General features: G+C 38.5%; 21 protein-coding genes and 1 tRNA gene. 9 read left to right on the forward strand and 13 right to left on the reverse strand.

Annotation, left to right across the window (positions count from 1 at the left end):
• Position 1: 1 nt before the first annotated feature.
• The 3 genes from CNR22_12275 to CNR22_12285 are packed head-to-tail and all read right to left on the reverse strand — an operon-like array spanning position 2 to position 1,386.
• A complete protein-coding gene (locus CNR22_12275; protein PBQ32516.1) occupies positions 2-364 on the reverse strand; it encodes a hypothetical protein in 363 nt (120 codons plus the stop codon).
• A 58-nt stretch (positions 365-422) separates the two neighbouring features.
• Positions 423-866, reverse strand: coding sequence for a hypothetical protein (locus CNR22_12280; protein PBQ32517.1), 444 nt, complete (start codon positions 864-866; stop codon positions 423-425).
• A gap of 19 nt (positions 867-885) precedes the next feature.
• Entirely contained in the window at positions 886-1,386 is a 501-nt protein-coding gene (locus CNR22_12285; protein PBQ32518.1) for a hypothetical protein, read from the reverse strand.
• Positions 1,387-1,532: 146 nt separating this feature from the next.
• Between CNR22_12285 and CNR22_12290 the strand changes: the two genes are divergently transcribed.
• Together CNR22_12290 and CNR22_12295 are read left to right on the forward strand one after the other, a co-directional pair.
• Positions 1,533-4,208, forward strand: a complete 2,676-nt coding sequence (locus tag CNR22_12290) for a valine--tRNA ligase (GenBank protein PBQ32519.1) — start codon at positions 1,533-1,535, stop codon at positions 4,206-4,208.
• 224 nt (positions 4,209-4,432) lie between these two features.
• Positions 4,433-5,728, forward strand: coding sequence for a hypothetical protein (locus CNR22_12295; protein PBQ32520.1), 1,296 nt, complete (start codon positions 4,433-4,435; stop codon positions 5,726-5,728).
• Between the two features lie 98 nt (positions 5,729-5,826).
• Here the strand turns inward: CNR22_12295 and CNR22_12300 are convergent, their stop codons facing one another.
• The 3 genes from CNR22_12300 to CNR22_12310 all read right to left on the reverse strand — a co-directional run bounded on the left by CNR22_12300 (position 5,827) and on the right by CNR22_12310 (position 7,719).
• Complete coding sequence (locus tag CNR22_12300) at positions 5,827-6,621, reverse strand: alpha/beta hydrolase (protein ID PBQ32521.1); 795 nt, start codon at positions 6,619-6,621, stop codon at positions 5,827-5,829.
• A gap of 169 nt (positions 6,622-6,790) precedes the next feature.
• Complete coding sequence (locus tag CNR22_12305; GenBank protein PBQ32522.1) at positions 6,791-7,369, reverse strand: Crp/Fnr family transcriptional regulator; 579 nt, start codon at positions 7,367-7,369, stop codon at positions 6,791-6,793.
• A 276-nt stretch (positions 7,370-7,645) separates the two neighbouring features.
• A tRNA-Gln gene (locus tag CNR22_12310) sits at positions 7,646-7,719 on the reverse strand.
• Between the two features lie 135 nt (positions 7,720-7,854).
• On the opposite strand from CNR22_12310, the gene CNR22_12315 reads away from it, so the two are divergent.
• Entirely contained in the window at positions 7,855-11,124 is a 3,270-nt protein-coding gene (locus tag CNR22_12315) for a hypothetical protein (protein PBQ32523.1), read from the forward strand.
• 116 nt (positions 11,125-11,240) lie between these two features.
• Positions 11,241-11,789 carry a polysaccharide deacetylase family protein gene (locus CNR22_12320; GenBank protein ID PBQ34889.1) on the forward strand — a complete coding sequence of 183 codons (549 nt, stop codon included), beginning with the start codon at positions 11,241-11,243 and terminating at the stop codon, positions 11,787-11,789.
• On the opposite strand, the gene CNR22_12325 is transcribed toward CNR22_12320, so the two are convergent.
• Positions 11,776-12,294, reverse strand: coding sequence for a hypothetical protein (locus CNR22_12325; GenBank protein ID PBQ32524.1), 519 nt, complete (start codon positions 12,292-12,294; stop codon positions 11,776-11,778). The genes CNR22_12320 and CNR22_12325 overlap by 14 nt on opposite strands.
• A 316-nt stretch (positions 12,295-12,610) precedes the next feature.
• Between CNR22_12325 and CNR22_12330 the strand changes: the two genes are divergently transcribed.
• From CNR22_12330 to CNR22_12350, 5 genes are all read left to right on the forward strand, one after another.
• Positions 12,611-13,417: a hypothetical protein gene (locus tag CNR22_12330; GenBank protein ID PBQ32525.1), complete on the forward strand. Its 807-nt coding sequence runs from the start codon at positions 12,611-12,613 to the stop codon at positions 13,415-13,417.
• A gap of 44 nt (positions 13,418-13,461) precedes the next feature.
• Positions 13,462-14,040 carry a hypothetical protein gene (locus CNR22_12335; protein PBQ32526.1) on the forward strand — a complete coding sequence of 193 codons (579 nt, stop codon included), beginning with the start codon at positions 13,462-13,464 and terminating at the stop codon, positions 14,038-14,040.
• A gap of 5 nt (positions 14,041-14,045) precedes the next feature.
• Positions 14,046-14,975 carry an NAD(P)-dependent oxidoreductase gene (locus CNR22_12340; GenBank protein ID PBQ32527.1) on the forward strand — a complete coding sequence of 310 codons (930 nt, stop codon included), beginning with the start codon at positions 14,046-14,048 and terminating at the stop codon, positions 14,973-14,975.
• Positions 14,976-15,066: 91 nt separating this feature from the next.
• Positions 15,067-16,587, forward strand: coding sequence for a polysaccharide biosynthesis protein (locus CNR22_12345; GenBank protein ID PBQ32528.1), 1,521 nt, complete (start codon positions 15,067-15,069; stop codon positions 16,585-16,587).
• Entirely contained in the window at positions 16,550-16,993 is a 444-nt protein-coding gene (locus CNR22_12350) for a dUTP diphosphatase (protein PBQ32529.1), read from the forward strand. The genes CNR22_12345 and CNR22_12350 overlap by 38 nt, the downstream gene beginning before the upstream one ends.
• 33 nt (positions 16,994-17,026) lie before the next feature.
• Here the strand turns inward: CNR22_12350 and CNR22_12355 are convergent, their stop codons facing one another.
• From CNR22_12355 to CNR22_12380, 6 genes are all read right to left on the reverse strand, one after another.
• Positions 17,027-17,722 carry a hypothetical protein gene (locus tag CNR22_12355; protein ID PBQ32530.1) on the reverse strand — a complete coding sequence of 232 codons (696 nt, stop codon included), beginning with the start codon at positions 17,720-17,722 and terminating at the stop codon, positions 17,027-17,029.
• Positions 17,723-18,682, reverse strand: coding sequence for a hypothetical protein (locus tag CNR22_12360; GenBank protein PBQ32531.1), 960 nt, complete (start codon positions 18,680-18,682; stop codon positions 17,723-17,725).
• A 2-nt stretch (positions 18,683-18,684) separates the two neighbouring features.
• Positions 18,685-19,389: a laccase gene (locus CNR22_12365; GenBank protein ID PBQ32532.1), complete on the reverse strand. Its 705-nt coding sequence runs from the start codon at positions 19,387-19,389 to the stop codon at positions 18,685-18,687.
• A complete protein-coding gene (pyk, locus tag CNR22_12370; protein PBQ34890.1) occupies positions 19,389-20,816 on the reverse strand; it encodes a pyruvate kinase in 1,428 nt (475 codons plus the stop codon). Before pyk ends, CNR22_12365 begins: the two co-directional genes overlap by 1 nt.
• 311 nt (positions 20,817-21,127) lie before the next feature.
• Positions 21,128-22,081: a transketolase gene (locus CNR22_12375; protein PBQ32533.1), complete on the reverse strand. Its 954-nt coding sequence runs from the start codon at positions 22,079-22,081 to the stop codon at positions 21,128-21,130.
• A gap of 176 nt (positions 22,082-22,257) precedes the next feature.
• Positions 22,258-23,652 (reverse strand): von willebrand factor type a, encoded by a 1,395-nt coding sequence (locus CNR22_12380; GenBank protein ID PBQ32534.1) that lies wholly within the window; start codon positions 23,650-23,652, stop codon positions 22,258-22,260.
• Positions 23,653-23,656 lie beyond the last annotated feature (4 nt).

Genomic DNA, 23,656 nt, shown 5'->3' on the forward strand with positions numbered 1-23,656 from the left:
TTTATTTAGAAGATACGATCCCTTTGTATCTCAATTTGTGGGGGCTTTTCGGATCGTTGCTATGAACGTAAACAACGCGATCCTGTCTGCCATAAGTTGTGCTGCTATTAAAAATAACAGTAATGGTTGCCTTTTGTCCAGGTAGAATGGGTTTGGTAGAAAAATCGGAGGTAGTACACGAGCAGGATATTTCCACATCGCTGATGTAAAGCGGAGACTTCCCCGCATTCGTTATTTCGTATTCATTCTTTACAATTTCTCCGCGTTTTACGAAGCCAAAATTTTTCTTGTCGTCGGTAATTTCCAACTTTGCCTGTGAAAAAATTTTAGAGGAAGACAGGATTAAAAGAAAGCTAAAAAGCATCCTTAAATAAAAAATCCCCTTGGCTGAGCCCAGGGGATTTTTGACTATTTGAGAACCATTAACCACCTGTAACCGGGGCTGTTGGTTTAGATTTTACTTCACCTTTAATACGTACTTTTTTTGTAGCGAATTTTGCGTTTGAAGTAACGGTAACACCTTTATCAAAGCGACCTTCACGTTCAGTATCGTATTTCACTTTAATAACACCACTCTTACCCGGAAGTATCGGTTCTGTTGGCCAGCCTGGCTTACCATCAATGGTAGTTGCAGTACAGCCACATTCGCCAGATACACTCGTAATAGTTAATGGAGTTCTACCTGTATTGGTGAATTTAAATTCGCGAATTCCGTTTGCTTTATATTCAACTACACCGTAGTCCAGAACCTCCGATTCAAATTTAATGTCTGGAGCGTTAGGATCCATATTCGGAACAACAGACTCCTGGGCATTAAGAAGACTTAAACCAAAAATCACAAACAGGAACGAAAGAATTTTTTTCATTTTAAATTAGTTTCTGGGATTAACCTTTTTTCTCAACAGGTGCACCTGCAGGAGTTGTGTTAGTAGGGAAATCAGACTCAACTGGTTTCACTTCAACATTTCCTTTAATAGTTAAAACTACGTTACCGCTTTTTGCATTAGAGTTTACAGTAACTGTTTTATAGATCGCACCCGGACGGTTAGTATCGTATTTTACTTTAATAACACCGGTTTTTCCTGGAAGGATTGGTTCTGGTGGACATTGTGGCACAGTACAACCGCAACTTCCCTGGCAATTAGTAATTACCAATGGTTCTTTACCACTGTTAGTAAATTTAAACTCACACTCCCCGTTACCACCTTGTTTGATTGTACCGTAATCATGCTCCATTTTGTCCATTTTGATATCCGCTAAACTTGCAGCAGCTGCAGGAGCCGGAGTTCCGTGGTTATGCCCATCGTCTGCACTGTGAGTGCTTTGTGCAAATGTGAAAGCAGATAAACCTGCAACTAAACCTAAAGTAAAAATTAGCTTTTTCATGTGTGTCTTTTTTAATTAGTGAGAGATTAAATTTTTTTAATTGATGAAGTACTAAAATACTAAAATCGTGCCATAAAGATATTACAAACACGGGATTCTTTCCGTAATTTTACGAAATTTAACAAAATATTTTCTACTAAATTAACATGGAGATAGCCAAGACATATAACCCCGGCGAAGCAGAGCAGAGATGGTATCCGCATTGGATGAAACATCAGTTTTTTAAATCAACACCCGATCACCGCAAACCTTATACTATAGTCATTCCCCCTCCTAACGTAACGGGTATGTTGCATATGGGGCACATGCTTAATAACACTATTCAGGATGTTTTAATTCGCCGCGCGCGTATGCTGGGCTTTAACGCCTGCTGGGTGCCGGGAACAGATCATGCAAGTATTGCAACGGAAACAAAAGTTGTAAATCTGCTGGCAGAAAAAGGAATTAAAAAGACAGATCTTTCACGTGAAGAGTTTTTAAAACATGCATTCGACTGGAAGGAAAAATATGGCGGAATAATTTTAGAACAGTTAAAGAAATTAGGCGCCAGTTGTGATTGGGATCGTACACGTTTTACCATGGAACCTGCTTTAACAGAGTCGGTGTTAGATGCCTTTATTCACCTTTTTAATAAAGGTCAGATTTATCGTGGTGTTCGTATGGTGAACTGGGATCCACAGGGCCTCACAGCTCTGAGTGATGAGGAGGTTATTCATAAAGAAACTAACAGTAAGCTGGTTTACGTAAAATACCAAATTGAGCCTTCGCCAGGCTCAGCCGCAAAGGAATACATAACAGTTGCTACTACACGGCCTGAAACTATTATGGGTGATACTGCTGTTTGCGTAAATCCACACGACGAGCGCTACGCACACTTAAAAGGAAAAAACATAATTGTGCCTGTAGTAAACCGTGTAGTGCCGATTATTTTTGACGAATATGTGGATCGTTCTTTCGGAACAGGTGCATTAAAGGTAACTCCTGCGCACGATATTAATGACTTTAACCTTGGACAGAAATATAATCTTCCAACTATTGATGCTCTGACTCCGGATGGAAAAATTAGTGAAGCTGCAGGTGCCTACGTGGGTATGGACCGTTTCGCCTGCCGTAAACAGATTATTAAAGATTTGGAAGAACAAGGTCTGGTTGAGAAGATCGAAGAGATAAAAAATAAAGTTGGCTATAGCGAACGAACCAATGCGGTAATTGAACCAAAGCTATCTATGCAATGGTTTTTAAAAATGGAGGAGATTAGTAAACCTGCCTTAGATGCTGTGTTAAACGGAGAAGTGAAATTAATTCCTGAAAAGTACATTAACACTTACAAACACTGGATGGAAAATGTTCACGATTGGTGCATTAGCCGTCAGCTTTGGTGGGGACAACGTATCCCGGCCTGGTACGACAATGCAGGAAATACGGTAGTTTGTAAAACCAAAGAAGAAGCTCTGGAATTATTAAAAGCAAAAAACGCAGCTGTAAAACCAGAAGATTTAAAACAGGATGAAGATGTTCTTGATACCTGGTTCTCTTCATGGTTATGGCCGCTAACGGTTTTTGATCCGGAAGTAATTAAAAATGGATGGGCAAAAGCCAACGAAGATGTGAAATATTATTATCCTACAAATGATTTAGTAACGGGCCCGGATATTTTATTTTTCTGGATCGCACGTATGATCATTGCCGGAAAAGAGTTTGCAGATTTAAAACCTTTTACAAACGTTTATCTTACTGGAATTGTAAGAGATAAGTTGGGAAGAAAAATGAGTAAACAATTAGGAAACTCTCCCGATCCGCTTGATCTTGTAACCAAGTACGGAGCAGACGGTGTGCGTGTGGGAATGCTACTGAGCTCACCTGCCGGAAACGATTTGTTGTTTGATGAAAAAGATTGTGAACAGGGTAGAAACTTTGCCAATAAAGTCTGGAATGCGTTTCGTTTGATTAAAGGATTTGAGGTTATTCCTGCTGTTTCTGCGAACGGAGCCGATATGCAGCCAAACTCTTCTAAAGCAACTATTACCTGGTTTGAAAATAAATTATCGGAGCAACTGGAAATAATCAACGATCATTATTCTAAATACAGAATGAGTGATGCTTTGATGGCAACGTATAAATTGGTGTGGGATGATTTTTGTGCCTGGTATTTAGAAGCTATTAAGCCAGAATTTGTCGACGGTAAATCTTTGCCCATTGATCAGACAACTTACGATGCTACTACTAATTTCCTGGAACAACTTTTAAAAGTGATGCATCCCTGGATGCCTTTTGTGACTGAAGAAATCTGGCATTTACTTAAAGAACGTTCAGAAAAAGAATGTGTGATTGTTGCGGAATGGCCTAAGCAGTTAGCATCTTTAGATGCCAGGCTGTTAGGTGAGTTCGAAGTATCGAAGGAAATAGTAACTACGGTAAGAAATGTTCGCGCGCAAAAACAAATGTCGCCGAAAGAAAAATTAGAAGTCATAGAAAAATCTTCGGCCGACCGTTCTTATTTTGATGATGTTATTGTGAAGCTTGCTAATCTTTCTGCATTTTCTTATTCAAAAGAAAAAGTGGAGGGAGCGTATAGTTTCACAGTTAAAACAACGGAATTTTATATTCCGTTAGCCAACAATATTAATGTAGAGGAAGAAAAAGAACGTCTCACAAAAGAATTGGAATACAACAAAGGCTTCTTAAAATCGGTACAAATAAAATTGTCAAACGAAAAATTCGTGGCTAATGCAAAGCCGGAAATTATAGCAAGTGAACGTAAGAAAGAAAGTGACGCATTGTCTAAAATTGAATCCATTGAAGGACAATTAAAGAGTTTGTAATGAAACTTTGTTTGTAAAATGGCAATGAAGGAAGAAGGAATGGCTTACTGCATGAAGTGTAGATTTTATCTTTTTAAAAAGAAAAAATAAGTAGTAAAAGGCTAAGTAAGTTAAAAGGTCAAAAAAGTCCCCGATCAAAAGATCCGGGGATTTTTTTTATTACATTTGAAAAGGTTGCCATACCCAAATTCACTACAATTTCTATCCTAAAAACAAGATGAAACATGTTGTTAAATAATCAGAAGAATCTTTTACACTACATTAGTTTTTTTCTGATGCCTTGTCTTCATTTGTTAATTCTTTTCCTTGTATATAAACTTTTTTTATTGTCTGGATTTATTACTGTTATAGATCCTTTTTACCTTAAAAAATGGGATGCCGGTCTTTATGCAACCATAGCGGAACACGGGTATAAATTTGAAGCAAACAAAGCAGGTAACACGGCATTTTTCCCCTTGTTCCCCTACACATGGAAAGTACTTTGGAAAATTTTTGGCGCGGGTGTAGAGGGACTGTGTATTTATAATTTTATAGCCTTTAGTTTAGGAATGCTAATTCTTAAAAAAACGCTTGATTTTTCATGGTGGTATTTCCTGTTTTTCATTTCTATTCCTAGTAACATATTTATGTACGTGCCCTACTCAGAGGCAACTTTCTTTTTTTTCTCAGCGTTAGTTTTGGCGGGATTGAAAAGTTCAAATAAACCAATGGTCGTGGTAGGTTTGTTTTTCGCATCAATGACAAGACCATCTGGTGCTTTTTTTATCCCGGCAATTTTCGCCATGGAGCTGTTGCTTTTTGAAGACATCAAAAGTTTTTTGAAGAACGTCCTGATTTATTCAGGCGTCATAGTGCTTGCTGTAATTGTCGTATTTGCTTTTCAATACTATGCTACCGGGGTTTGGCTGGTGTTCTTTAAAGATGGTTGGTCGCGTCAACTGAGCCTTCCGGAATTCCCTCTTACCAGCTGGGGAGGGCTTAAGCACTTGTGGTTAGACGGCACGGCTCTCTTTTTTGGTTTATTAGCCTTTTCCATTTTATGTATTCTTCTGTATAATAAGTTTAAAAGAAAAAAGAACTTCGTCGTGGATAGAGTAGAGGTCTTCAGCCTAACTTACGTAATGATGGCCCTTATAACAATACTGCTATTTGGTGGCAAAGATCCTGATGGAGGCACTTCATTATTATCTCTTAACAGATTTTTAATGGCGACACCCTTTTTTACGGTCATGCTTTATTTTCTCTCGCATCGGGCAGTGTTAAATTACAAGAGTCTTTGCCTTTATACATCAGTTGGCCTGCTAACGCTGTTTTCACTCAATTTAAGAGGAACGGGGTATTCAGGTTTCTCAGAGAGTAGCAGAATGATTTTTGTTTTGTTAGTGTTTACACTTTTCATGCTGTTTATTGCAAGCTCTAAAAAATTCGGGGAGAAATATCTTCCGGCTTTGTACCTTATTAATGTGGGACTTCAAATCATGTTACTGCACCGTTTTGCTTATGCGGGATGGGTAGGTTGATAGCAGATTTCATGAAAATGGCGGTGCGACAAACTTAAACATCCAGTTTTAATAGAAAAACCGGCAGAAGACTTCTACCGGTTTTTTTATTTGCATACTTAGTTTTTTAACCAGTTCAAAATGTAATCTGCTTCTTCTCTCCAGCTTGGTAATCCAACAACGAAATGGTTTTTGCCTTCAAATAATTTGTAATCTGTTATCGAATTTTTATCGCTGTATTTTTTAAAGTTACGGTAACTCAAAGATGCAGGTAGAATATTATCTGTGCTTCCGGTGATAAACAAGATAGGAGCATGTGGTTTTTTGAAGTCTACTTTTGCAGCAGAAGTAAGTGCTCCTCGGGCAACCGTTTTAGATTCAGGAATGGTGTTTTCTTCATAAGATTTTTGTTGTTCACTTAAAGACATACCGTTTGTGAATGCGTATTGCCAGTCGTTAAGCGACATTAAATATGTTTTTTTAAGAGAAGTAAAGATTCCCAAAACTTTCCAAGCAGATTTTAAGAAAGAGAATTCGTAGGGGATAATTCCCAAAGGAGGAAAAGGATGAACTAGCACTCCGGCTGCGGCAAGACCGCGATTAACCAAAACCTGGGTAATTAATCCGCCTAAAGAGTGCCCTACAAGAATTGGCTTTTCGGGTAAAGCTTTTACAAAAGCAGCGTAATGGTCTATTAATTCAGAGAGTGTCAGCGTGGCAAGTTTTGTGTTTTTAGTTGGATGAAGTGCACGGAGTTCTTGAGGACTTCCTTCTTTATGAGGCCATGAAGGATTATGGGTGGTATAACCTTGTGCTTCGAAATAAGTTTTCCATGGGTTCCAGCCATTGTGAGTTACAAAAGCTCCTGTAATAAATACTACTGTTTTTGAGTTGATTGATTTTAACGTGCTCATGATTTCTTTTTTTAGGTTAATTATTTTAGTTCCTTGTTTTCTGAGAACAAATTTCTGGCGATAAAACGGAACTAATTTTAACCTGGGTTAAAATCGTAAAATTATTATTTGGCAGCCCTAACCTGGCTGCCGGCACTTTAATTAAAAGCGCTGTCATCGCATGGAAAGATTACTTCCCCGAAATCCTTTTACGAATGCGGCTCAGCGAAGGACCTTGAATTCCGAGGTAAGATGAAAGGTGGTATAGGGGAATGTTATTAAAAATTTCCGGATGTTGTTTAATGAGGTCAAGGTAACGCTCTTCTGGACTTTGAAACAGGAAACTTTCTGTGCGTTTCATAGAAATACTAAAAGCCATTTCTGCAATCAGCCTTCCAAGCCTTTCCCATTTATGCGATTGCGCATAAAGTTTTTTAAGATGGTCTACATGAATATAAAGCACCTTAGAATCCGTCATAGATTGTGTGTAATAATTACAAGGCGATTGGTGGATAAAACTTTCAAAGGAAACAACGACCTGGTGCTGCGAAAAAAAGAAAACATTTTTTTCAAGTTCTGTTTTGGCATCTACATAATAGGTCCGGAAGACCCCCTCTTCTACAAAGCCCAGGTATTTGCACACATGACGGTATTCGTTGTAATAATCGCCTTTTTTATATTCCTTCTTCTGCCAATACTCTTTTGAAAGATTAAAATCATCTTCATTAAGATCGGCTAAGGTATTTAGGGCATATTTGAGGGTCTCCATAGCTCAAAAATAAGATTATTAATGAAAAATTGAACTTCGTGAAGAATTATGGATATAAGACTTACGTTCTTTCGCAGAAAAGGAAGTTGATTTTTTATTCGGAGTGTTGGCTGAGTCAGGGCGTTTCGTGCGCTGATCCTAAGGAGTGGTCTTAACAACAAACCTTTTTTTCGCTTAGGCGAAAAATGGTTTTTTGATTTTTCATCTTGCCTGCAAGCAAGCTTGCGTCAAGCTGTAAAATCAAAAAACCCACCAAGCGAAGCTTGATGGGTTTTGTTGTTGCCCGAGCTGGATTCGAACCAACATAGTCGGTACCAAAAACCGAAGTCCTGCCATTAGACGATCGGGCATTTTATTTTGGTCTGCAAAAATACAAATTTTTTAATTCAACCAACTATTTTTTTAAAAAAATCATGGATTTTTCTGCTTTTCTCAACAAATTTAAACCAAGTAAAATACTATCTTCGCAACCATTACTTTAATTTATGATGACAAAAGAATTCTCGAGGCTAAATAACATAATCGGCTGGCTGGTTTGGGCCATTGCCACAGTAACTTATTGCTGCACTATCGAACCTACGGCCAGTTTCTGGGATTGTGGCGAATATATTGCCTGCGCATACAAGTTAGAGGTAGGTCACCCGCCGGGAGCTCCTTTCTTTTTGCTGATTGGCCGTTTTTTCACGCTTTTTGGAGGAACTGATCCTGCAAATGCCGGTATGATGATTAACGTAATGAGCGGCTTATGCAGTTCTTTCACCATTTTATTCTTATTCTGGACGATTACGCGCTTAGGAATTAAGGTGTATGGTTCTAAAATAAAAGTAGAGGATCTCGAAAAACCTAAGCAATGGGCTATTCTTGGTGCCGGTATTGTAGGCGCCCTGGCTTATACTTTCTCTGACTCTTTCTGGTTCAGTGCCGTTGAAGGTGAGGTTTATGCGATGTCATCTTTCTTTACTGCTATTGCTTTCTGGGCTATTTTGAAATGGGATGAGGAAGATACCACAAACCCTACAGGAGCTTTGCGTTGGTTGGTTTTAATTAGTTATATGATTGGTCTTTCTATCGGGGTCCATCTCCTGAACTTATTAATTATCCCGGCTGTTGGATTTATTATCTACTTTAAAAAATACACATTTAGCTGGAAAGGTTTTATTATTGCTGGTATTTCTTCGGTAATGATTTTGGGTCTGGTTCAAAATCTTATCATTCCTAAGGTTGTTAAATTTATTGCCGATTACGAAGTTTTCTTTACCAATAAACTTAGTCTTGGGTTTAGTACCGGAACTATTTTCTTTTTTATACTTCTGATCGTTTCTCTTACAGGTTTGATCATTTATACTGCAAACAAACAAGAAAAATATTATAAAATCGGGTTCTATTCAGCCTGCATTTTATCAGGTCTGGCTGTGATTGTTGCTCCAAGCGGCGGCGGAATGTTTTTTCGTTTGATAATGTTAGGCGCAATCCTTTATGCTATTCATAATTATAAAACAAAGACTATCACATTAAACGCAATCTTTTTAAGTTTTGCGACTTTACTGATCGGCTACTCTTCCTTTTTTGTTCTGGTAATTCGCTCACAGGCTAACCCTCCAATGGATGAGAACGATCCTGAAAACGCACCTAATATGTTATCGTATTTATTACGTGAGCAGTATGGTGACTGGCCGGTTTTATACGGGCAATATTATAATGCTCCTACACGTCCGAGAGTTGAATTTGGAAGCCTTGATCCTTTGTACGCAAAGGATACACTTACAGGTAAATACCGTGTTATTGATGCGCGTAAAAATACAATTGCAAAATATGAAAAAGAATTTTGCACCCCTTTTCCGCGTATGTGGAGTGGGCAATCGCATCATGAAACCGGTTATAAATATTGGGGAAATGTGGCAGAACATCACCGGAATAAACTTGTGGAAAACCGGGATGGAGAAAGTGAGACCATTGAGATTCCGACTATGGGCGCCAATCTTATCTATTTTTGGAGATACCAGGTTAACTACATGTACCTGCGTTATTTCTACTGGAATTTTGTGGGAAAACAAAACGATGTGCAAGGTTCAACCGGAAATAATATGGACGGTAACTGGGTTAGCGGGATAAAGCCTATCGATGATTTCAAACTTGGTACCGATTCTACTAAAAAGATCTACCGCGATAAAAATAATTTCGCTGATAATCATTTTTATGGGCTACCATTAATTTTAGGTCTTCTTGGAATGTTCTTCCATTTTAAGAGAAATAAGCCGGATGCCTGGGTTGTTTTATGTTTCTTCTTCTTAACAGGTCTTGCAATCGTAATTTATCTTAATCAATCGCCTTACCAACCACGTGAGCGTGACTATGCGTATACGGGCAGCTTTTATGCCTTTGCCATATGGATAGGTTTTGGTGTATTATTCCTCTATGATCAGCTGAGTAAAAAGGCAGCGTCTATGGGAATTGCTATTGGATCTACTGCTTTAAGTCTTATAGTTCCAGCATTAATGGCGAAAGAAGGTTGGAATGACCACGACCGTTCAAAAAGAACTTTATCGCGTGATGTGGCTATAAATTATTTACAAAGTTGCGCGCCAAATGCAATCCTTTTTACTAACGGTGATAACGATACTTTCCCACTGTGGTACGCACAAGAAGTGGAAGGCATTCGTACCGATGTAAGGGTAGTAAACTTAAGTCTCCTGCAAACAGACTGGTATATCCGCCAAATGCGTCGTGCAGCATATCTTAGTGCACCAGTTCCATTTACTATTCCTGAGCGAAAACTAGAAGCAGAAAAACTTTCTTATGTATTGATCAATCCACAAGGTGGTCCGATGGAATTAGGCAAAGCACTCGCAACTGCTTTGAGCGATGATCCTGCGGGAAAATACGATAATAATGGCGATCTACTGGATGTATTACCAGCTAAGAGTTTGTACGTAAACGTAGATAGCCTGAAAGTAATGCAACAAAAAGTGATCAGTGTAAAAGATACCGCGCGTCTTGCAAAACGTATCAGCTGGGAACTCGGCGGAAGAAATTACGTTCTTAAAAATGACCTCCTTGTGTTAGATCTTATTGCGCATAATAACTGGGAACGTCCTATTTATTTTGCAGTGACAACAGGAGATGATGCTTATGTTGGTATGAAACGTTACTTCCAGTTAGAAGGGCTTGCTTACCGTTTTGTTCCTATTAAACAAACAGAGTCAGAAGAAGCTCAGGGTGGACGCGTAAATACAGATATTATGTACGACAATATCATGAACAAATTTTTGTGGGGTGGTATGGATAAACCTGGTGTAAATCTTGATGAGAACTGTGTAAGGATGGCAAGTAATCTCCGTATGCAGATGTCTATTCTTGCAGGCGCTTTAATTAATGAAGGAAAAAATAAAAAGGCAAAAGCAGTTTTAGACAAGTGTCTGTCTTCTATGCCGGATGAAAACATTCCTTACGATGCAACCATTTACACGGTTTGCGGCGCTTATTACGAAATAGGTGAAACTAAGAAGGGAAATGAGTTAGCTAAAAAGTTATTCGATATTTTTGAAGGCGACCTCCGTATTTACACAGCACAGAAACCAAATCACAGAAGTGCCTATGGAAGAGACATTAACCAGGCGAAAGAAATTTTAAAACGTCTTACTGGTCTCGCACAACAATACAAACAGGACGCACTCACTAAAGAGTTTATGAGTAGAATACAAGGTGTATTAAGTCCGGAAGATTTATCACCACAAAGTGAACCTCAAATTCCATAAATTAATTTAACGGGTAAAGATTTCTTTACCCGTTCTTTTTTACTGAAGTGAAAAATATTCTTCTCATACAGCCCAACGCGGTTTTAAGAAAGATCTATCCCCGTGCTGTCTGGAGCATGGATAGAGCAGAGAAGACAGTCTACCTGACATTTGACGATGGCCCCATTCCCCACCTGACCGAGTGGGTTCTGGACGAACTTGCAAAATTTGGCGTAAAAGCCACTTTCTTTTGTGTGGGTGCCAACATTCTTAAAAATCCGGAGGTTTTTGAACGTGTAAAAAGTGAAGGCCATGTAGTTGCTAATCATACCATGTTTCATACAAAAGGATTTAAAAATACAGTTGGTGATTACGTGCGTGAAGTAGAAGAGTGTAAAAAATTAGTCAGTTCTAATTTGTTTCGTCCGCCTTACGGTCAGTTAAAGCGGGGACAGTATAAAGCCCTGATGGAGCGTGGTTACAGGATTATCCTATGGGACGTAATCAGCTACGATTTCGAGAAAATTTCCAGGGATGAATGCGCGAAAAATGTTCTGAATAATGCAAAGAACGGAAGCATTGTTTTATTTCACGATAATATAAAGGCGGAAGAAAACATGAAATATGCTCTTCCACTGTTCTTACAAACGTTTTTAGAAAAAGGATTTTTGTTTAAGACTCTTTAGAAATCTTCGCTTTGTAGAGCGGCACTGTGCTGCAGGGCTCTCCATACATAATGCTTTTGGCAAAAGGTTTTAAAAGTGTTGTTATCTGCACGTAGGCGTTGGTTGGAATATGTTTTTCACCACAGCCTTTAATTACAACACGTGCATCTTTATAAAGTACCGGGTCAATCGCTGCTAGTTTCTCGGCAAATAAAAGAGTTTCAATCTCTTCTGAATTAGCGAAAAGTACTTTTTTTGCGAAAGGTTCTAAAGCAAGTGTAATAAGCATGTACGCCCAGGTCGGAACAATGGCATCAGCGGTACAAACTATGCCAACAATTTTATCCTGATAATTACTCCAGTTGTTTGTTTTAATGAATTCGCGAAAATCTTTTTCTTTTACTATTTGTTCCATAAACAAATGAGGTTTAATATCAAAGATCACCCGCTCTCCTGCAATATAAAATTCCTCAAGATCAATACTTATAATTCCACTCCCTGCAACTTTATTAATAATTTCTTCCATCGCTAATGAGCTAATAGCCCATTTAAAATTACAGATTTATCAGTCACTTTGTGAATACAACAAATTATAAAAAAGACTAATTTTCTTTTGTTCGTTAAAAACGAGGGTTAACTTTAAGTTAAAAAATTGATGACATTTCGACGAATGGGTGATAAACGACGTTGATTTGTATTTGAACGACCGCCGGTTAAAAACTCAGTGCTAACACGGGCTTTATACTACCCTCAAGGTGGTATTTTTAAGGGTTAATTGGCTTTTAGAGTCTGAGAATAAAATATATTTTAGTACTTTAGATGGCCCAAGAAAAACAAACTAGTTGAGAAATTTTTACGTAATAATTATACTTTTTTTATCCTTAAGCTCTTTAGCGCAGAGCCCGGATACTCTGCGTATAAATTATTTTACTCAAACTCCTTTTGCCTATACAGAAGCTTCTATAGTAAAGGGAATTGAAATAGACATTGTTAGCGAATACATCCTTTGGCTCAAAAGCAAAAAGAAAATGAACATCTACATGAAACATGTAGCCTTCGACGATTTCGATTCTTTCTATGCGAGCACTAAAAAGGGAGATAAAAATACATTGGGATTAGGGTCTTTAACTATAAGCCAGGACCGGGCAATGGAAGTTGATTTTTCAGCTCCGTATTTAAAAAATGTGGCTTTTTGCGTAACAAACGGTCACGCACCCGACGTAAAATCAAAATCTGCGGATGAAATTCTAAGATCTCTCGGGAGCATGAATGCTCTGACAATCAACAATACTTCTTTAAATAAATACATTGTTGAGTTAAAGAAAAATTATATCCAGGATCTAAAAATTTCTTACAAAACTGATGAGATCAAAATTCTGGATGAGATTTCCAAAAATGTTTTGTGCTTTGGATACGTGGATGCGGTAGGTTTTTGGTTTTACCTAAAAAATAATCCGGGTAAATTCTTAAAAATGCAAAAGATTCTGAATCAGTCGAAAGAGGAGTTAGGCCTTATTATGCCGAAGGGCAGTGCGCACAAAGCATTATTTAATGAGTTTTTCGCCACTTTTAAAGTATCACCTGCTTATCGCGGAATTCTCGAAAGATACCTTGGGGCCTACATGACCCAGAACATGGCTATCAATTAATTACTGTCAAATCCTGCTTATTCTGTATCTTTACGCTTTCGAAAATGATAGCAATTGACAAAACCCTGATCAGCGAGGATCTGCTGGATAAAAAATTCGTTTGTGATCTTAATGCCTGTAAAGGCGCTTGTTGTGTAGCCGGAGATAGTGGCGCGCCGCTGGATGAAGACGAGCTACCCATTTTAGATTCAATTCTTGACAAAGTGAAGCCCTACATGGTTAAAAAGGGAATCAAAGCTGTAGAAAAAAATGGTTCTTACGTTATCGACAGCGATGGCGACTATACAACTACATTGGTGAGCGAAGGTGCTGAGTGTGCTTTTGTTTATTTTGATGAAACCAAAACTGCTAAATGTGCAATAGAAAAAGCGTATTATGATGGTGTAATTACCTGGAAAAAACCTATCAGTTGCCATTTATATCCTGTACGAATAAGCAAACATAAAAATTATGAGGCTGTAAATTACAGCAAATGGGATATATGTAAACCGGCATGCGAGTGCGGAAAAAAACTGGATGTGCCCGTTTACAAATTTTTGAAAGAACCATTAATTCGCAAATATGGAAAGGCCTGGTTTAAACAACTGGAAAAAAGCGCGGAGTTACATTTGAAAAAAGATTAAAGAATATGAAGATTTTAATTACCGGATCCAACGGTCTTTTAGGACAAAAATTAGTTTACAAACTTCGAAACAAAAGTGGTGTTGTGTGCATTGCTACTGCCAGAGGATCAAATCGTCTTGTGCAGCAAGAAGGGTATACTTACGATTCACTCGACATTACAGATGAAAAGAATGTAAGAGACATTTTTTCTAAGTATTTACCGGATGTGATTATTAACACGGCCGCGCAAACCAATGTAGATGCTTGCGAAACAGATAGAGAGGGTAGCTGGTTAATGAATGCTACAGCAGTAGACTACCAGGTAAAAGTCCTTGAACAACTTCAAAAGGAAAATAAAGACTACAAACCTCATTTTATACACCTGAGCACCGATTTTATTTTTGATGGAACACACGGACCATTAGATGAGAATGAAAAACCAAATCCTTTAAGTTATTATGCTGAAGGAAAACTGGAAGCGGAAAAAATTGTGCAGGCCTCAAGTCTCGATTGGGCCATTGCCCGCACAGTGCTTGTATACGGTATTGTAGATAATATGAGTCGCAGTAACATTGTGCTTTGGGTGAAATCTAATCTGGAGCAGGGTAAGGTTATAAATGTGGTAGACGATCAGTTCCGTACACCAACACTGGCTGAAGATCTGGCAGATGGTTGTATTCTTATTGCTGAGAAACGTGCCAAAGGAATTTATAATATCTCAGGAAAAAACTTTTATAGCATCTTAGAACTGGCAACCGTAGTAGCAGATTATTACGGCCTTGACAAAAGCCTGATCAAGCCGAGCAAAAGCGCCGATATTAAACAACCGGCCAAACGTCCGCCAGTAACGGGATTTATTATCGATAAGGCAATTAACGATTTAGGATATAATCCGCACAGTTTTACCGAAGGTATTAAGATCCTGGAAGACCAAATCAATGCAATGGCTAAGTAAGACGCTTCTTTACAAGCTACGGTTGATATCTTAGTTGCTTGTAGAAGATGGTCAGAGTATATTTTCCTACTTTTAGTTTTATTAGTTAAAAGTGTCGAATCCATTAAAAAAGTTAGCAGGACAAACGGTCATTTATGGTCTGGGAACCATTCTGCCCCGCTTTCTGAATTATTTTCTTACGCCGATTTTAACGCGAGCTTTTTTACCTGCAGAGTATGGCATTCACTCTGAACTTTATTCTTACATCGCATTTTTAAACGTGCTCTTCACTTACGGCATGGAGACCACTTTTTTTAATTTTAATTCGAGGCTCGAAAACAAACAAGAGGTTTACAATACTGCGCTGGTCACCCTTCTTTGTTCTTCAGTTATTTTTAGCTTGATCCTGATCTTATTTTCTTCTTTTATAGGAGAATATTTGTCAACACCTAACGCCACCTACACCTCCACATTTATCATGTGGTGTATTGGCACTATGGCCTTCGACGCGATGATGAGTATTCCCTTTGCTAAATTACGTGCAGAAAATAAGGCTTTACGTTTTTCACTATTGAAATTATTTAATGTTGTCGTAAATTTTGTATTGACAGTTTTTTTTATTTCCATTTGCAAGAAAGCATACGATGCTTGTGAAGATAATTTTTTCGCCAACCTTTATAAGCCTGAAATTGGAATTGGCTATTGCTTCCTTTCAAATTTCATTGCCAATGGCCTGACGTTATTATTGGTGAGTAATGAGTATCTAAGCATACGTTTTAAAATTAACAGGGAGCTTCTGACGGACATGTTAAAATATACCTGGCCTCTTATTATTCTTGGATTTGCGGGAATGATCAATGAAACACTCGACAGAATTATTCTCAAAAAATTAATGGTGGACAAAGCGGAAGCCCAGGTGGCTCAGGGCATTTACGGGGCTTGCTATAAAATCGCTATTTTAATGACCATTTTTGTGCAGGCATTTCGTTTTGCGGCCGAACCCTTCTTTTTTGGGAAAGCCAAAGAAAAAGACTCGAAAAAAACCTATGCCTTCGTCATGAAGTACTTTGTGATTTTCTGTCTGCTCTTGTTTTTGGGAACGCTAATGAATTTAGATTGGATCAAATTGCTAATTGCTGAGAATTACTGGGGCGGATTAAAAGTTGTTCCGATTTTACTTCTTGCCAATCTTTGTCTGGGCATTATGTATAATTTATCCATCTGGTATAAGTTGAGTGGTAAAACCAAATTCGGAGCAATTATTTCTGTTTCAGGGGCAGTGATTACTATTGTAATTAATGTGATTTTTGTACCCACTTATTCTTATGTAGCCTGCGCATGGGCTACACTTGCTGCATACGGTGGAATGATGTGCCTTTCATATTTCCTGGGACAGAAATATTTTCCCATAAAATATAATATTCGCGCCATGATGGTTTATAGTTTTATTACGCTTGCACTTTATCTTCTCTCTCGCACCTACAGCGACATGGAAAGCACGTTTTTAAAAGTGGTCCTGAATAATTTGTTGATAGGTATATTTGTATGGGTGATTTATAAATTGGAGATTACTAATCTTAAAAAATTACAATCCAATGTCAACGTTAACGATCAAAGTCATAAACCAGTCTGAACACGCGCTTCCTGAATACGCCACTGAACACGCAGCAGGGCTCGATCTCAAAGCAAATTTGAAAGAACCGGTCACCTTAAAACCTTTACAACGTCAACTTATATCTACCGGTTTGTTTATTGAACTACCTGTAGGGTTTGAGGCACAGATCCGTCCAAGAAGCGGGCTTGCCTACAAAAACGGAATTACCGTACTCAACTCTCCAGGCACCATTGACGCAGATTACAGAGGTGAAGTAAAAGTCCTTCTCGTTAATTTATCTGATACAGATTTTGTAATTAATAACGGCGAGAGAATCGCACAAATGGTTGTGGCAAAATACGAACAAATTGATTGGTACGTAGTTTCCGAACTAGAAGATTCGAAAAGAGGAGCAGGTGGATTTGGAAGTACAGGGAAGCAGTAAGCAGGTTTTAGGCGGCAGTAGGCAGTACTAAGCCTACCTGCAAAAGTTCTCACTTAGTTCTTCGGCAATCTGTGAACCAGCTGAAACCGCGCTGCGTATAGTTTCACAGGCTTTAGTCCTTTCTTTCTGATTTTGATAAATGTAGGCTAATCCAAAATAGGCATCGTAATTCTTTGGATCTAATTTTATGCTTTGTTCATAGTCTTTTTTTGCTTCTTCATAATTTCCGCTGAATTCGTACCAATAAGCGCGTGAATAATAACCCATGGCAAAACTTGAGTCTACCGTTATACAAGCGCTAAGGTCATCTATCGCTGAAAGATAATTGTCAAGAAGGCCGTGTGCTATTGATCTATTATAGCGGGCTTTCATATGTTGAGGATTTTGCATTATCAGCACAGTAAATTCATCAATACTGTTACCGTAATCTTCCTGGTTAAAATAAATAAGCGCGTTAAGGTAATGCACTTCATTAAAAGAGGGATACGTGTTCTGAATGTCTTTTGCGAGAAGTCTCGCACCTTTTATGTTTCCTTTTTTTAGGGTAAGAAGTCCTTTGTAGTAAAGCACGCTATCCATCTCATATTTTGCAAAGGAACAAGAGTCCAAAACGCGTTGCGAGCTTTTATAATCGTCATTTTGAAAGCTTGTCCTGAAAGAAATAAAGGGCGACTGGGCCTTCATTAGAATAGCAGAACTAAAAAAGATATAGAATATAAAAAACCGCATCTAATAATTTAAACTAGGACATTTTGCTATGGAGTGCTTACTGGATGTGCGGGTACTCATGCCCACAGGTACAACACCAACCATTATTTCAAAACTGTTACCTGCCGCATAACGCATACTATTTAAGGGATAAGAATACGCAAATCCTGCGGTAAGGTTTTCAAGAAAACGAATTTGAAAAATACCACTAAAAAAACTTGTATTGCGAATACCGGCGCCGAGTCCAACTCTATTTGCCAGATAAAACATGATATTCGCATCAACAATGGGAAGGCTTACAAGGGGCATATTTACAGCAACCGAAGGCATCATCAAAAGGTTATCGGTAAGGGTGATAAATCTTCCATATTCAAAATAAAGAGAAGGTCGGAGTTTAGAGGGACTGCCGATTTTACGGCCTTTAAAATCCTGGAGTTTGTAGATGCTTATTTGTCTGAGTGATAAACCCACATAATATTTTTTGTCTGAGAGCCTTGCGCCGGGAATGATATCAGGATAAACCCAAATAGAAGGCCTTGTTTTATTAACTGCAGGATCAAGAGGATCAAAACCTCCAAGGCTTCGTGTATATTGTCGAGCACCTGCGTATACGCCAAACGAAGCTACCATTCTTTTACGAATGAGGTAATGAACGGTGTAATTCCCATAAATGCCGATACTTCCAACTAAACCACTTTCGTCTGAATCATAATACAGACCTACGTTCTGCCAGCGCTTGTAACTTCTCTGTGGACGAATAGTGTAAGAAAAATTAACGAAGCTTTGTTTAGGGCCAGATTCTAAAGAGGCCCATTGCCGGTTGGTACCAAAGGAATAATAAATCTCTTTGTCGATGTCTGTTCCCGAAGCTGCAGGATTCATCCCTGCCTTATTAAAGGTATATTGGGTGAACATGATCGTTTGTTGCGCTTTAAAAAAAACGCAGGTAAACACGATTACATATAAGAGTACGAGTTTCATTTTCAGGACATGCTTATAACAGCCCACATTCGACCCGTTATGCCTTTATCTCTTCTATGACTAAAAAAATCTTTTTCAAAAGTACAACGGTTCATGGTCCAGATATTTTCTTTTAAAATAGTATGCTGTAACAAGATAAAGAAATTAGCTTTAACCAGGTCAATTTTATTTCCGTTCCAGCAAGACTCCGGAAAGCCACTTTCCCGGAATTTCTGTATGACTTCAACCCCCACTTCAAAATTATCCTGGCAAATACCTTGTCCGATTGCAACTTTGATATTTTCTGCTTTTGCACCGAGCGCAAGCATAGCATTCACGGTAGTTCCCGCAATTTTAGCTTGAGTGCCCCGCCATCCGGCATGTGCAGCGCCAATGACATTATTTATTTCGTCATAAAATAAAATGGGATAACAGTCGGCAATGCTGATAGCGAGTACAAGATCTTTTTGATTTGTAACAATCGCATCACCTTCTTGTGCTCCGGGTTGGGCCACGCATACATGATTACCATGTACTTGTTTCAGATAACAGAGTTTAGAATAAGAGAGATTTAACCCTTCAAGAGCCAGTTGCCTGTTCTTTGAAATGTTTTCAGGAAGATCCTGCGAACCACCCAGATTTAGTGAATCGTAGGGTGAAGGCGAAATTCCGCCATGGCGTGTTGAGAAGCCATGGACGCAATTTATCGCAGGAGACTTAATCCACATTAGCTGATATAACTAAGCTTCATCATATTGGTTCTGCCTTTTTCTTTCATTGGCATACTTGCAATATTAATTACCAGGTCATCGTTTTTTACAAGACCGGCTTTTTTTATGAGATCCTTTAAATCGTCAATGGTCTGATCGGTACTCTCATATTTGTCGTAGTAATACCCACGAACGCCCCATACCAAACTCAGGGTAGTGAGCAATGAAAGATTATCAGTAAATATAAAAATAGGCGCTTTAGGACGGTGACTCGACAATTTGAATGCTGTATAACCACTATTGGTCATGCTTATTAAAGCTTGAGCTCCTGCATGATGAGCAAGTGAACAGGCATTATAACAAATACTATCGGTGATGTAGGTAATTGTTTTTATATGAGGCGTATGTTCTTTATAATAAATAGTATCCAACTCTTCCACTTCTGTAATAATTCTTGTCATCATTTCAATAACTTTCACAGGAAATTTTCCTACAGAAGTTTCGGCGCTTAACATTACGGCGTCAGCCCCATCCATTACAGCGTTTGCTACGTCGTTAACTTCCGCACGGGTTGGCGTATAACTGGTAATCATACTTTCCATCATTTGTGTGGCGATAATTACGGGCTTTCCAATCTGGATACATTTATTAACGATCATTTTTTGTAACAAAGGAACGCGTTCCATCGGAAGCTCTACTCCCAGGTCTCCACGGGCTACCATGATGCCATCTGTAAGATCAATGATGTTATCGATTTCTTTAATGGCTTCCGGCTTTTCAATTTTTGCGATTACTCTGGCGCGTTTGCCTTTGCTGCGAATAATTTCTTTTAATTCTACAATGTCTGTCACGCTTCTAACAAATGACAGGCCAATCCAGTCAAAATCCTGCTCTAAAGCAAAATCAAGATCGCGGAGATCTTTTATGGTTAAACAGGGTAAAGATATTTTTGTATTGGGAAGATTTACTCCTTTTTTTGAAGAGAGGTGTCCGCCCACTTTTATCCGGCATTTTACAAGGTCTTTGCCATTTGTTTCCAGAACTTCGAGGTGTAATTTTCCGTCATCGATCAAAACAATTTCACCTGTTTTTACGTCTTGCGGAAATTGAGGATAAGTGATGTAAATTAATTTGTCATCGCCTTCACATTCTTTGGTGGTAATTTCGATTAGTTCGCCTGTAACTAATTCGGCGCTGTTATTTTTTACTACCCCAATTCTTAATTTCGGACCCTGCAAATCGGCAAGTATTCCAACATGGCGATTTAATTTTTTGTTGAGTTCACGAATGTTTTTTACGTTGTGTAAAACAGCTTCATAATCACCATGAGAAAAGTTGATCCTGCAAATGTCCAGCCCCTCGTTAAACATTTGTTCCAGAACATTAATGTCGGCAGTAGCTGGCCCCATGGTAGCTACAATTTTTGTACGGTTAAATTTTTTCATATCTCGTTTTAGTGTTGTCACCTGAATTCCAGCGAACTCTTCGTTAGAAACCGTATTTTTTACCAGGGATGAGGGCAATACGGTTTTAAAGTCAGGTTATTACAAGCTCCTAAGGTAAAAAAAGGATTGAAGGATAAAAAGAAAGAAGCTTTATTTTATTGTGAGATTTAACGCAATCGTTGTAAAAGACAAAGAAAGAATACTTAAAGTTCGGGGTAAAATCTTCCTGTTCCAAAATGCAGCCCATTCATAGAAAATAAAAAAGCCTACTCAGGTTTTGAGTAGACTTGATTTAAGTTTTTTACAAAGGCTTATTTACGTTTTACAACGCGTTCAACAGCTTCAATAATGTTAATAGTATCCAAACCGTATTTCGTCATTAATTGATCGGGTGTGCCGCTTTCGCCAAAAGAATCGTTAACTGCTACAAACTCTTGCGGAGAAGGCAGGTTGCGGGATAGAAGTTGCGCAACGCTATCTCCGAGTCCACCATTCATTTGATGTTCTTCGGCAGTTACCACGCATTTTGTTTTCTGTAGAGATCTTAAGATGGCTTCGGTATCTAAAGGTTTAATTGTATGAATATTTATGATCTCAGCACTGATGCCTTTTTCTGCTAATTTTTCGCCGGCTTCAATGGCTTTCCAAACCAGGTGACCTGTTGCTATAATGGTTACATCAGTTCCTTCATTCAACATAACCGCTTTTCCTATTTCAAAATTTTGGTCTGCAGGTGTAAAATTTGGTACAGCTGGCCTTCCAAAACGTAAATAAACGGGTCCGTGGTGTTTTGCAATGGCAATGGTTGCAGCCTTCGTCTGGTTATAATCGCAAGGATTAATAACCGTCATATTTGGCAGCATTTTCATCAATCCGATATCTTCTAAAATTTGGTGCGTTGCACCGTCTTCTCCTAAAGTCAAGCCTGCATGAGAGGCACAGATTTTTACATTTTTATCGGAGTAGGCAACACTTTGACGGATTTGATCGTAAACACGGCCTGTGCTAAAGTTAGCAAATGTTCCCGTAAAAGGAATTTTTCCACCAATGGTTAAACCCGCAGCGATACCAATCATATTGGCTTCCGCAATTCCGATCTGAAAAAAACGTTCAGGATGATCTTTTTGAAAAGCATCCATCTTTAGAGAGCCCGTAAGGTCGGCGCAGAGTGCCACAACATCGGGATTTGTTTTTCCGAGTTCTGAGAGTCCTGCTCCAAAGCCTGAGCGTGTGTCTTTTTTTTCAGTATAGGTGTATTTTTTCATTCGCAAGGTTAATTTTAAGAGCGTAAATCTACTAAAAAGCCTTTGCTTAAGCCATTTATAAAGTAAAGGTTTTATTCATAAAAAGCAGGAGTTTCAAACATTTTAGTGATACAGGACGAAAGAGACTTAAGGCAGCCAAGATCTAAGCCATCTAATAATAGGTCATTCGTATATTCTTAATAGAGATTGATGGTTGTTGGAGTACCAGATTTTACTTCAAAATTGCGCTCAACTGTTTTGAGTGTTTCTTTTGAAAATTCTAAACGGTAAACTGCTTTGTATTTGCCCGGCTGAAGGTAGATGATCTCATTAACAAGTGAAGGATTAAAATTACACACCCAAGTCACTTTTTTTCCATCGTCTACATAAATACTTCCGTAACCTGTGCCTTGTTTATTAAAAAACACACTCCCACTGGTTGGTATTTTAATTGAGTTGGTACTACTTTGCTTAATGTCGACATCCTTAATGTAAATTCTGGGAAGAGTTAAAACCTCAAGGTCGTATTTACCTACTATGTACTTTTCTGTCTTGCCAAAATCCTGGGCATTTAAGGTTTTCATGTCGTTGGCTTTTCTAACGATGGTAGTTGGATAGTATTTATTTACAGCACCATCCAATTCTAATTTTAAGAAACCTTGAGGAGCGTCAATGGGAATAATATTATGTTTGCCACGAATAATTGAGACATTCTTTTTTTCCTGTGGCGGCAGGGTATGAACCGTTATGTCATATTTAATATCCGGATCCAATACCAGTGTATCCGGATTGCCGCGATGGTTAATGGTATGCAGGTAATTGTATTTTACGTTAGTACTTCCTGCTTCGTAAAAAGTCATGTCCACATCCGTTTCAGAAGGATTTTTTACAATGTCGAGAAGATCTACTTCTACGGTAGTTTGGGATAGAGCTTCTGTAATAACGAGTTTTAAAACATCTTTAAAATTGGCTTCATTGCTTACATCATAAAACTTTCCCATGCAGCCAAAAACATCAGCAAACTTTACATCCAGGCCAACTCCAATTACAAAAGGCCGAATAAAAATTCCTTTTTTCTGAAGATCGATACTTACCTGGCAGGGGTTGCCACCACACTCTTCAATGCCATCGGTAATTAGGATAACGATATTGCGGCAGTTGCTGCAAGGTGTAAAATCATTCACGCACTCGCCAAGAGAGTAGGCAATTGGCGTGGTTCCAAGAGGTTCCAGCTTTTGAATGCGTTGTTTGATTTTTACAGAATTCGTTTTTGCCTCCGCAAATGGAACTTCGAGCTTACTGTCTTTGCAGTTACGCTCAGGTTTAAAAAAAGTGGTATGTCCGTAACAGCGAAGAGCGAGTTGTAAATTTGGTTCGTTTTTCAGACTGTCTAAAAAGTCGCCCATTACTCTTTTTGCCACTTCTATTTTGATGTTGCTATTCCAGGGAGCGTACATGCTGTAGGAATCATCGAAAATAAAGAGAATACGGTTGGTAATTTGCGAGCGAGATGCAAGACTAAAAAGAACCAGGATACAAGAAAATACCAGTTTTAATGGTTTAATTTTTAGTTTTGAATAGCAGTTCATCATCAGA

This window comes from Sphingobacteriaceae bacterium (assembly GCA_002319075.1).
Taxonomy (GTDB): Bacteria; Bacteroidota; Bacteroidia; order B-17B0; family Aurantibacillaceae; genus Aurantibacillus.

Excerpts from the sequence above, each read along its gene's own strand:
- CNR22_12275 (PBQ32516.1), bottom strand. The coding sequence starts at position 364 with ATGCTTTTTAGCTTTCTTTTAATCCTGTCTTCCTCTAAAATTTTTTCA.
- CNR22_12305 (PBQ32522.1), bottom strand. The coding sequence starts at position 7,369 with ATGGAGACCCTCAAATATGCCCTAAATACCTTAGCCGATCTTAATGAA.
- CNR22_12295 (PBQ32520.1), top strand. The coding sequence starts at position 4,433 with ATGTTGTTAAATAATCAGAAGAATCTTTTACACTACATTAGTTTTTTT.
- CNR22_12340 (PBQ32527.1), top strand. The coding sequence starts at position 14,046 with ATGAAGATTTTAATTACCGGATCCAACGGTCTTTTAGGACAAAAATTA.
- CNR22_12290 (PBQ32519.1), top strand. The coding sequence starts at position 1,533 with ATGGAGATAGCCAAGACATATAACCCCGGCGAAGCAGAGCAGAGATGG.
- CNR22_12280 (PBQ32517.1), bottom strand. The coding sequence starts at position 866 with ATGAAAAAAATTCTTTCGTTCCTGTTTGTGATTTTTGGTTTAAGTCTT.
- pyk (PBQ34890.1), bottom strand. The coding sequence starts at position 20,816 with ATGAAAAAATTTAACCGTACAAAAATTGTAGCTACCATGGGGCCAGCT.
- CNR22_12360 (PBQ32531.1), bottom strand. The coding sequence starts at position 18,682 with ATGAAACTCGTACTCTTATATGTAATCGTGTTTACCTGCGTTTTTTTT.
- CNR22_12375 (PBQ32533.1), bottom strand. The coding sequence starts at position 22,081 with ATGAAAAAATACACCTATACTGAAAAAAAAGACACACGCTCAGGCTTT.
- CNR22_12365 (PBQ32532.1), bottom strand. The coding sequence starts at position 19,389 with ATGTGGATTAAGTCTCCTGCGATAAATTGCGTCCATGGCTTCTCAACA.
- CNR22_12315 (PBQ32523.1), top strand. The coding sequence starts at position 7,855 with ATGATGACAAAAGAATTCTCGAGGCTAAATAACATAATCGGCTGGCTG.
- CNR22_12335 (PBQ32526.1), top strand. The coding sequence starts at position 13,462 with ATGATAGCAATTGACAAAACCCTGATCAGCGAGGATCTGCTGGATAAA.
- CNR22_12355 (PBQ32530.1), bottom strand. The coding sequence starts at position 17,722 with ATGCGGTTTTTTATATTCTATATCTTTTTTAGTTCTGCTATTCTAATG.
- CNR22_12300 (PBQ32521.1), bottom strand. The coding sequence starts at position 6,621 with ATGAGCACGTTAAAATCAATCAACTCAAAAACAGTAGTATTTATTACA.
- CNR22_12380 (PBQ32534.1), bottom strand. The coding sequence starts at position 23,652 with ATGATGAACTGCTATTCAAAACTAAAAATTAAACCATTAAAACTGGTA.
- CNR22_12320 (PBQ34889.1), top strand. The coding sequence starts at position 11,241 with ATGGATAGAGCAGAGAAGACAGTCTACCTGACATTTGACGATGGCCCC.
- CNR22_12325 (PBQ32524.1), bottom strand. The coding sequence starts at position 12,294 with ATGGAAGAAATTATTAATAAAGTTGCAGGGAGTGGAATTATAAGTATT.
- CNR22_12285 (PBQ32518.1), bottom strand. The coding sequence starts at position 1,386 with ATGAAAAAGCTAATTTTTACTTTAGGTTTAGTTGCAGGTTTATCTGCT.
- CNR22_12350 (PBQ32529.1), top strand. The coding sequence starts at position 16,550 with ATGTCAACGTTAACGATCAAAGTCATAAACCAGTCTGAACACGCGCTT.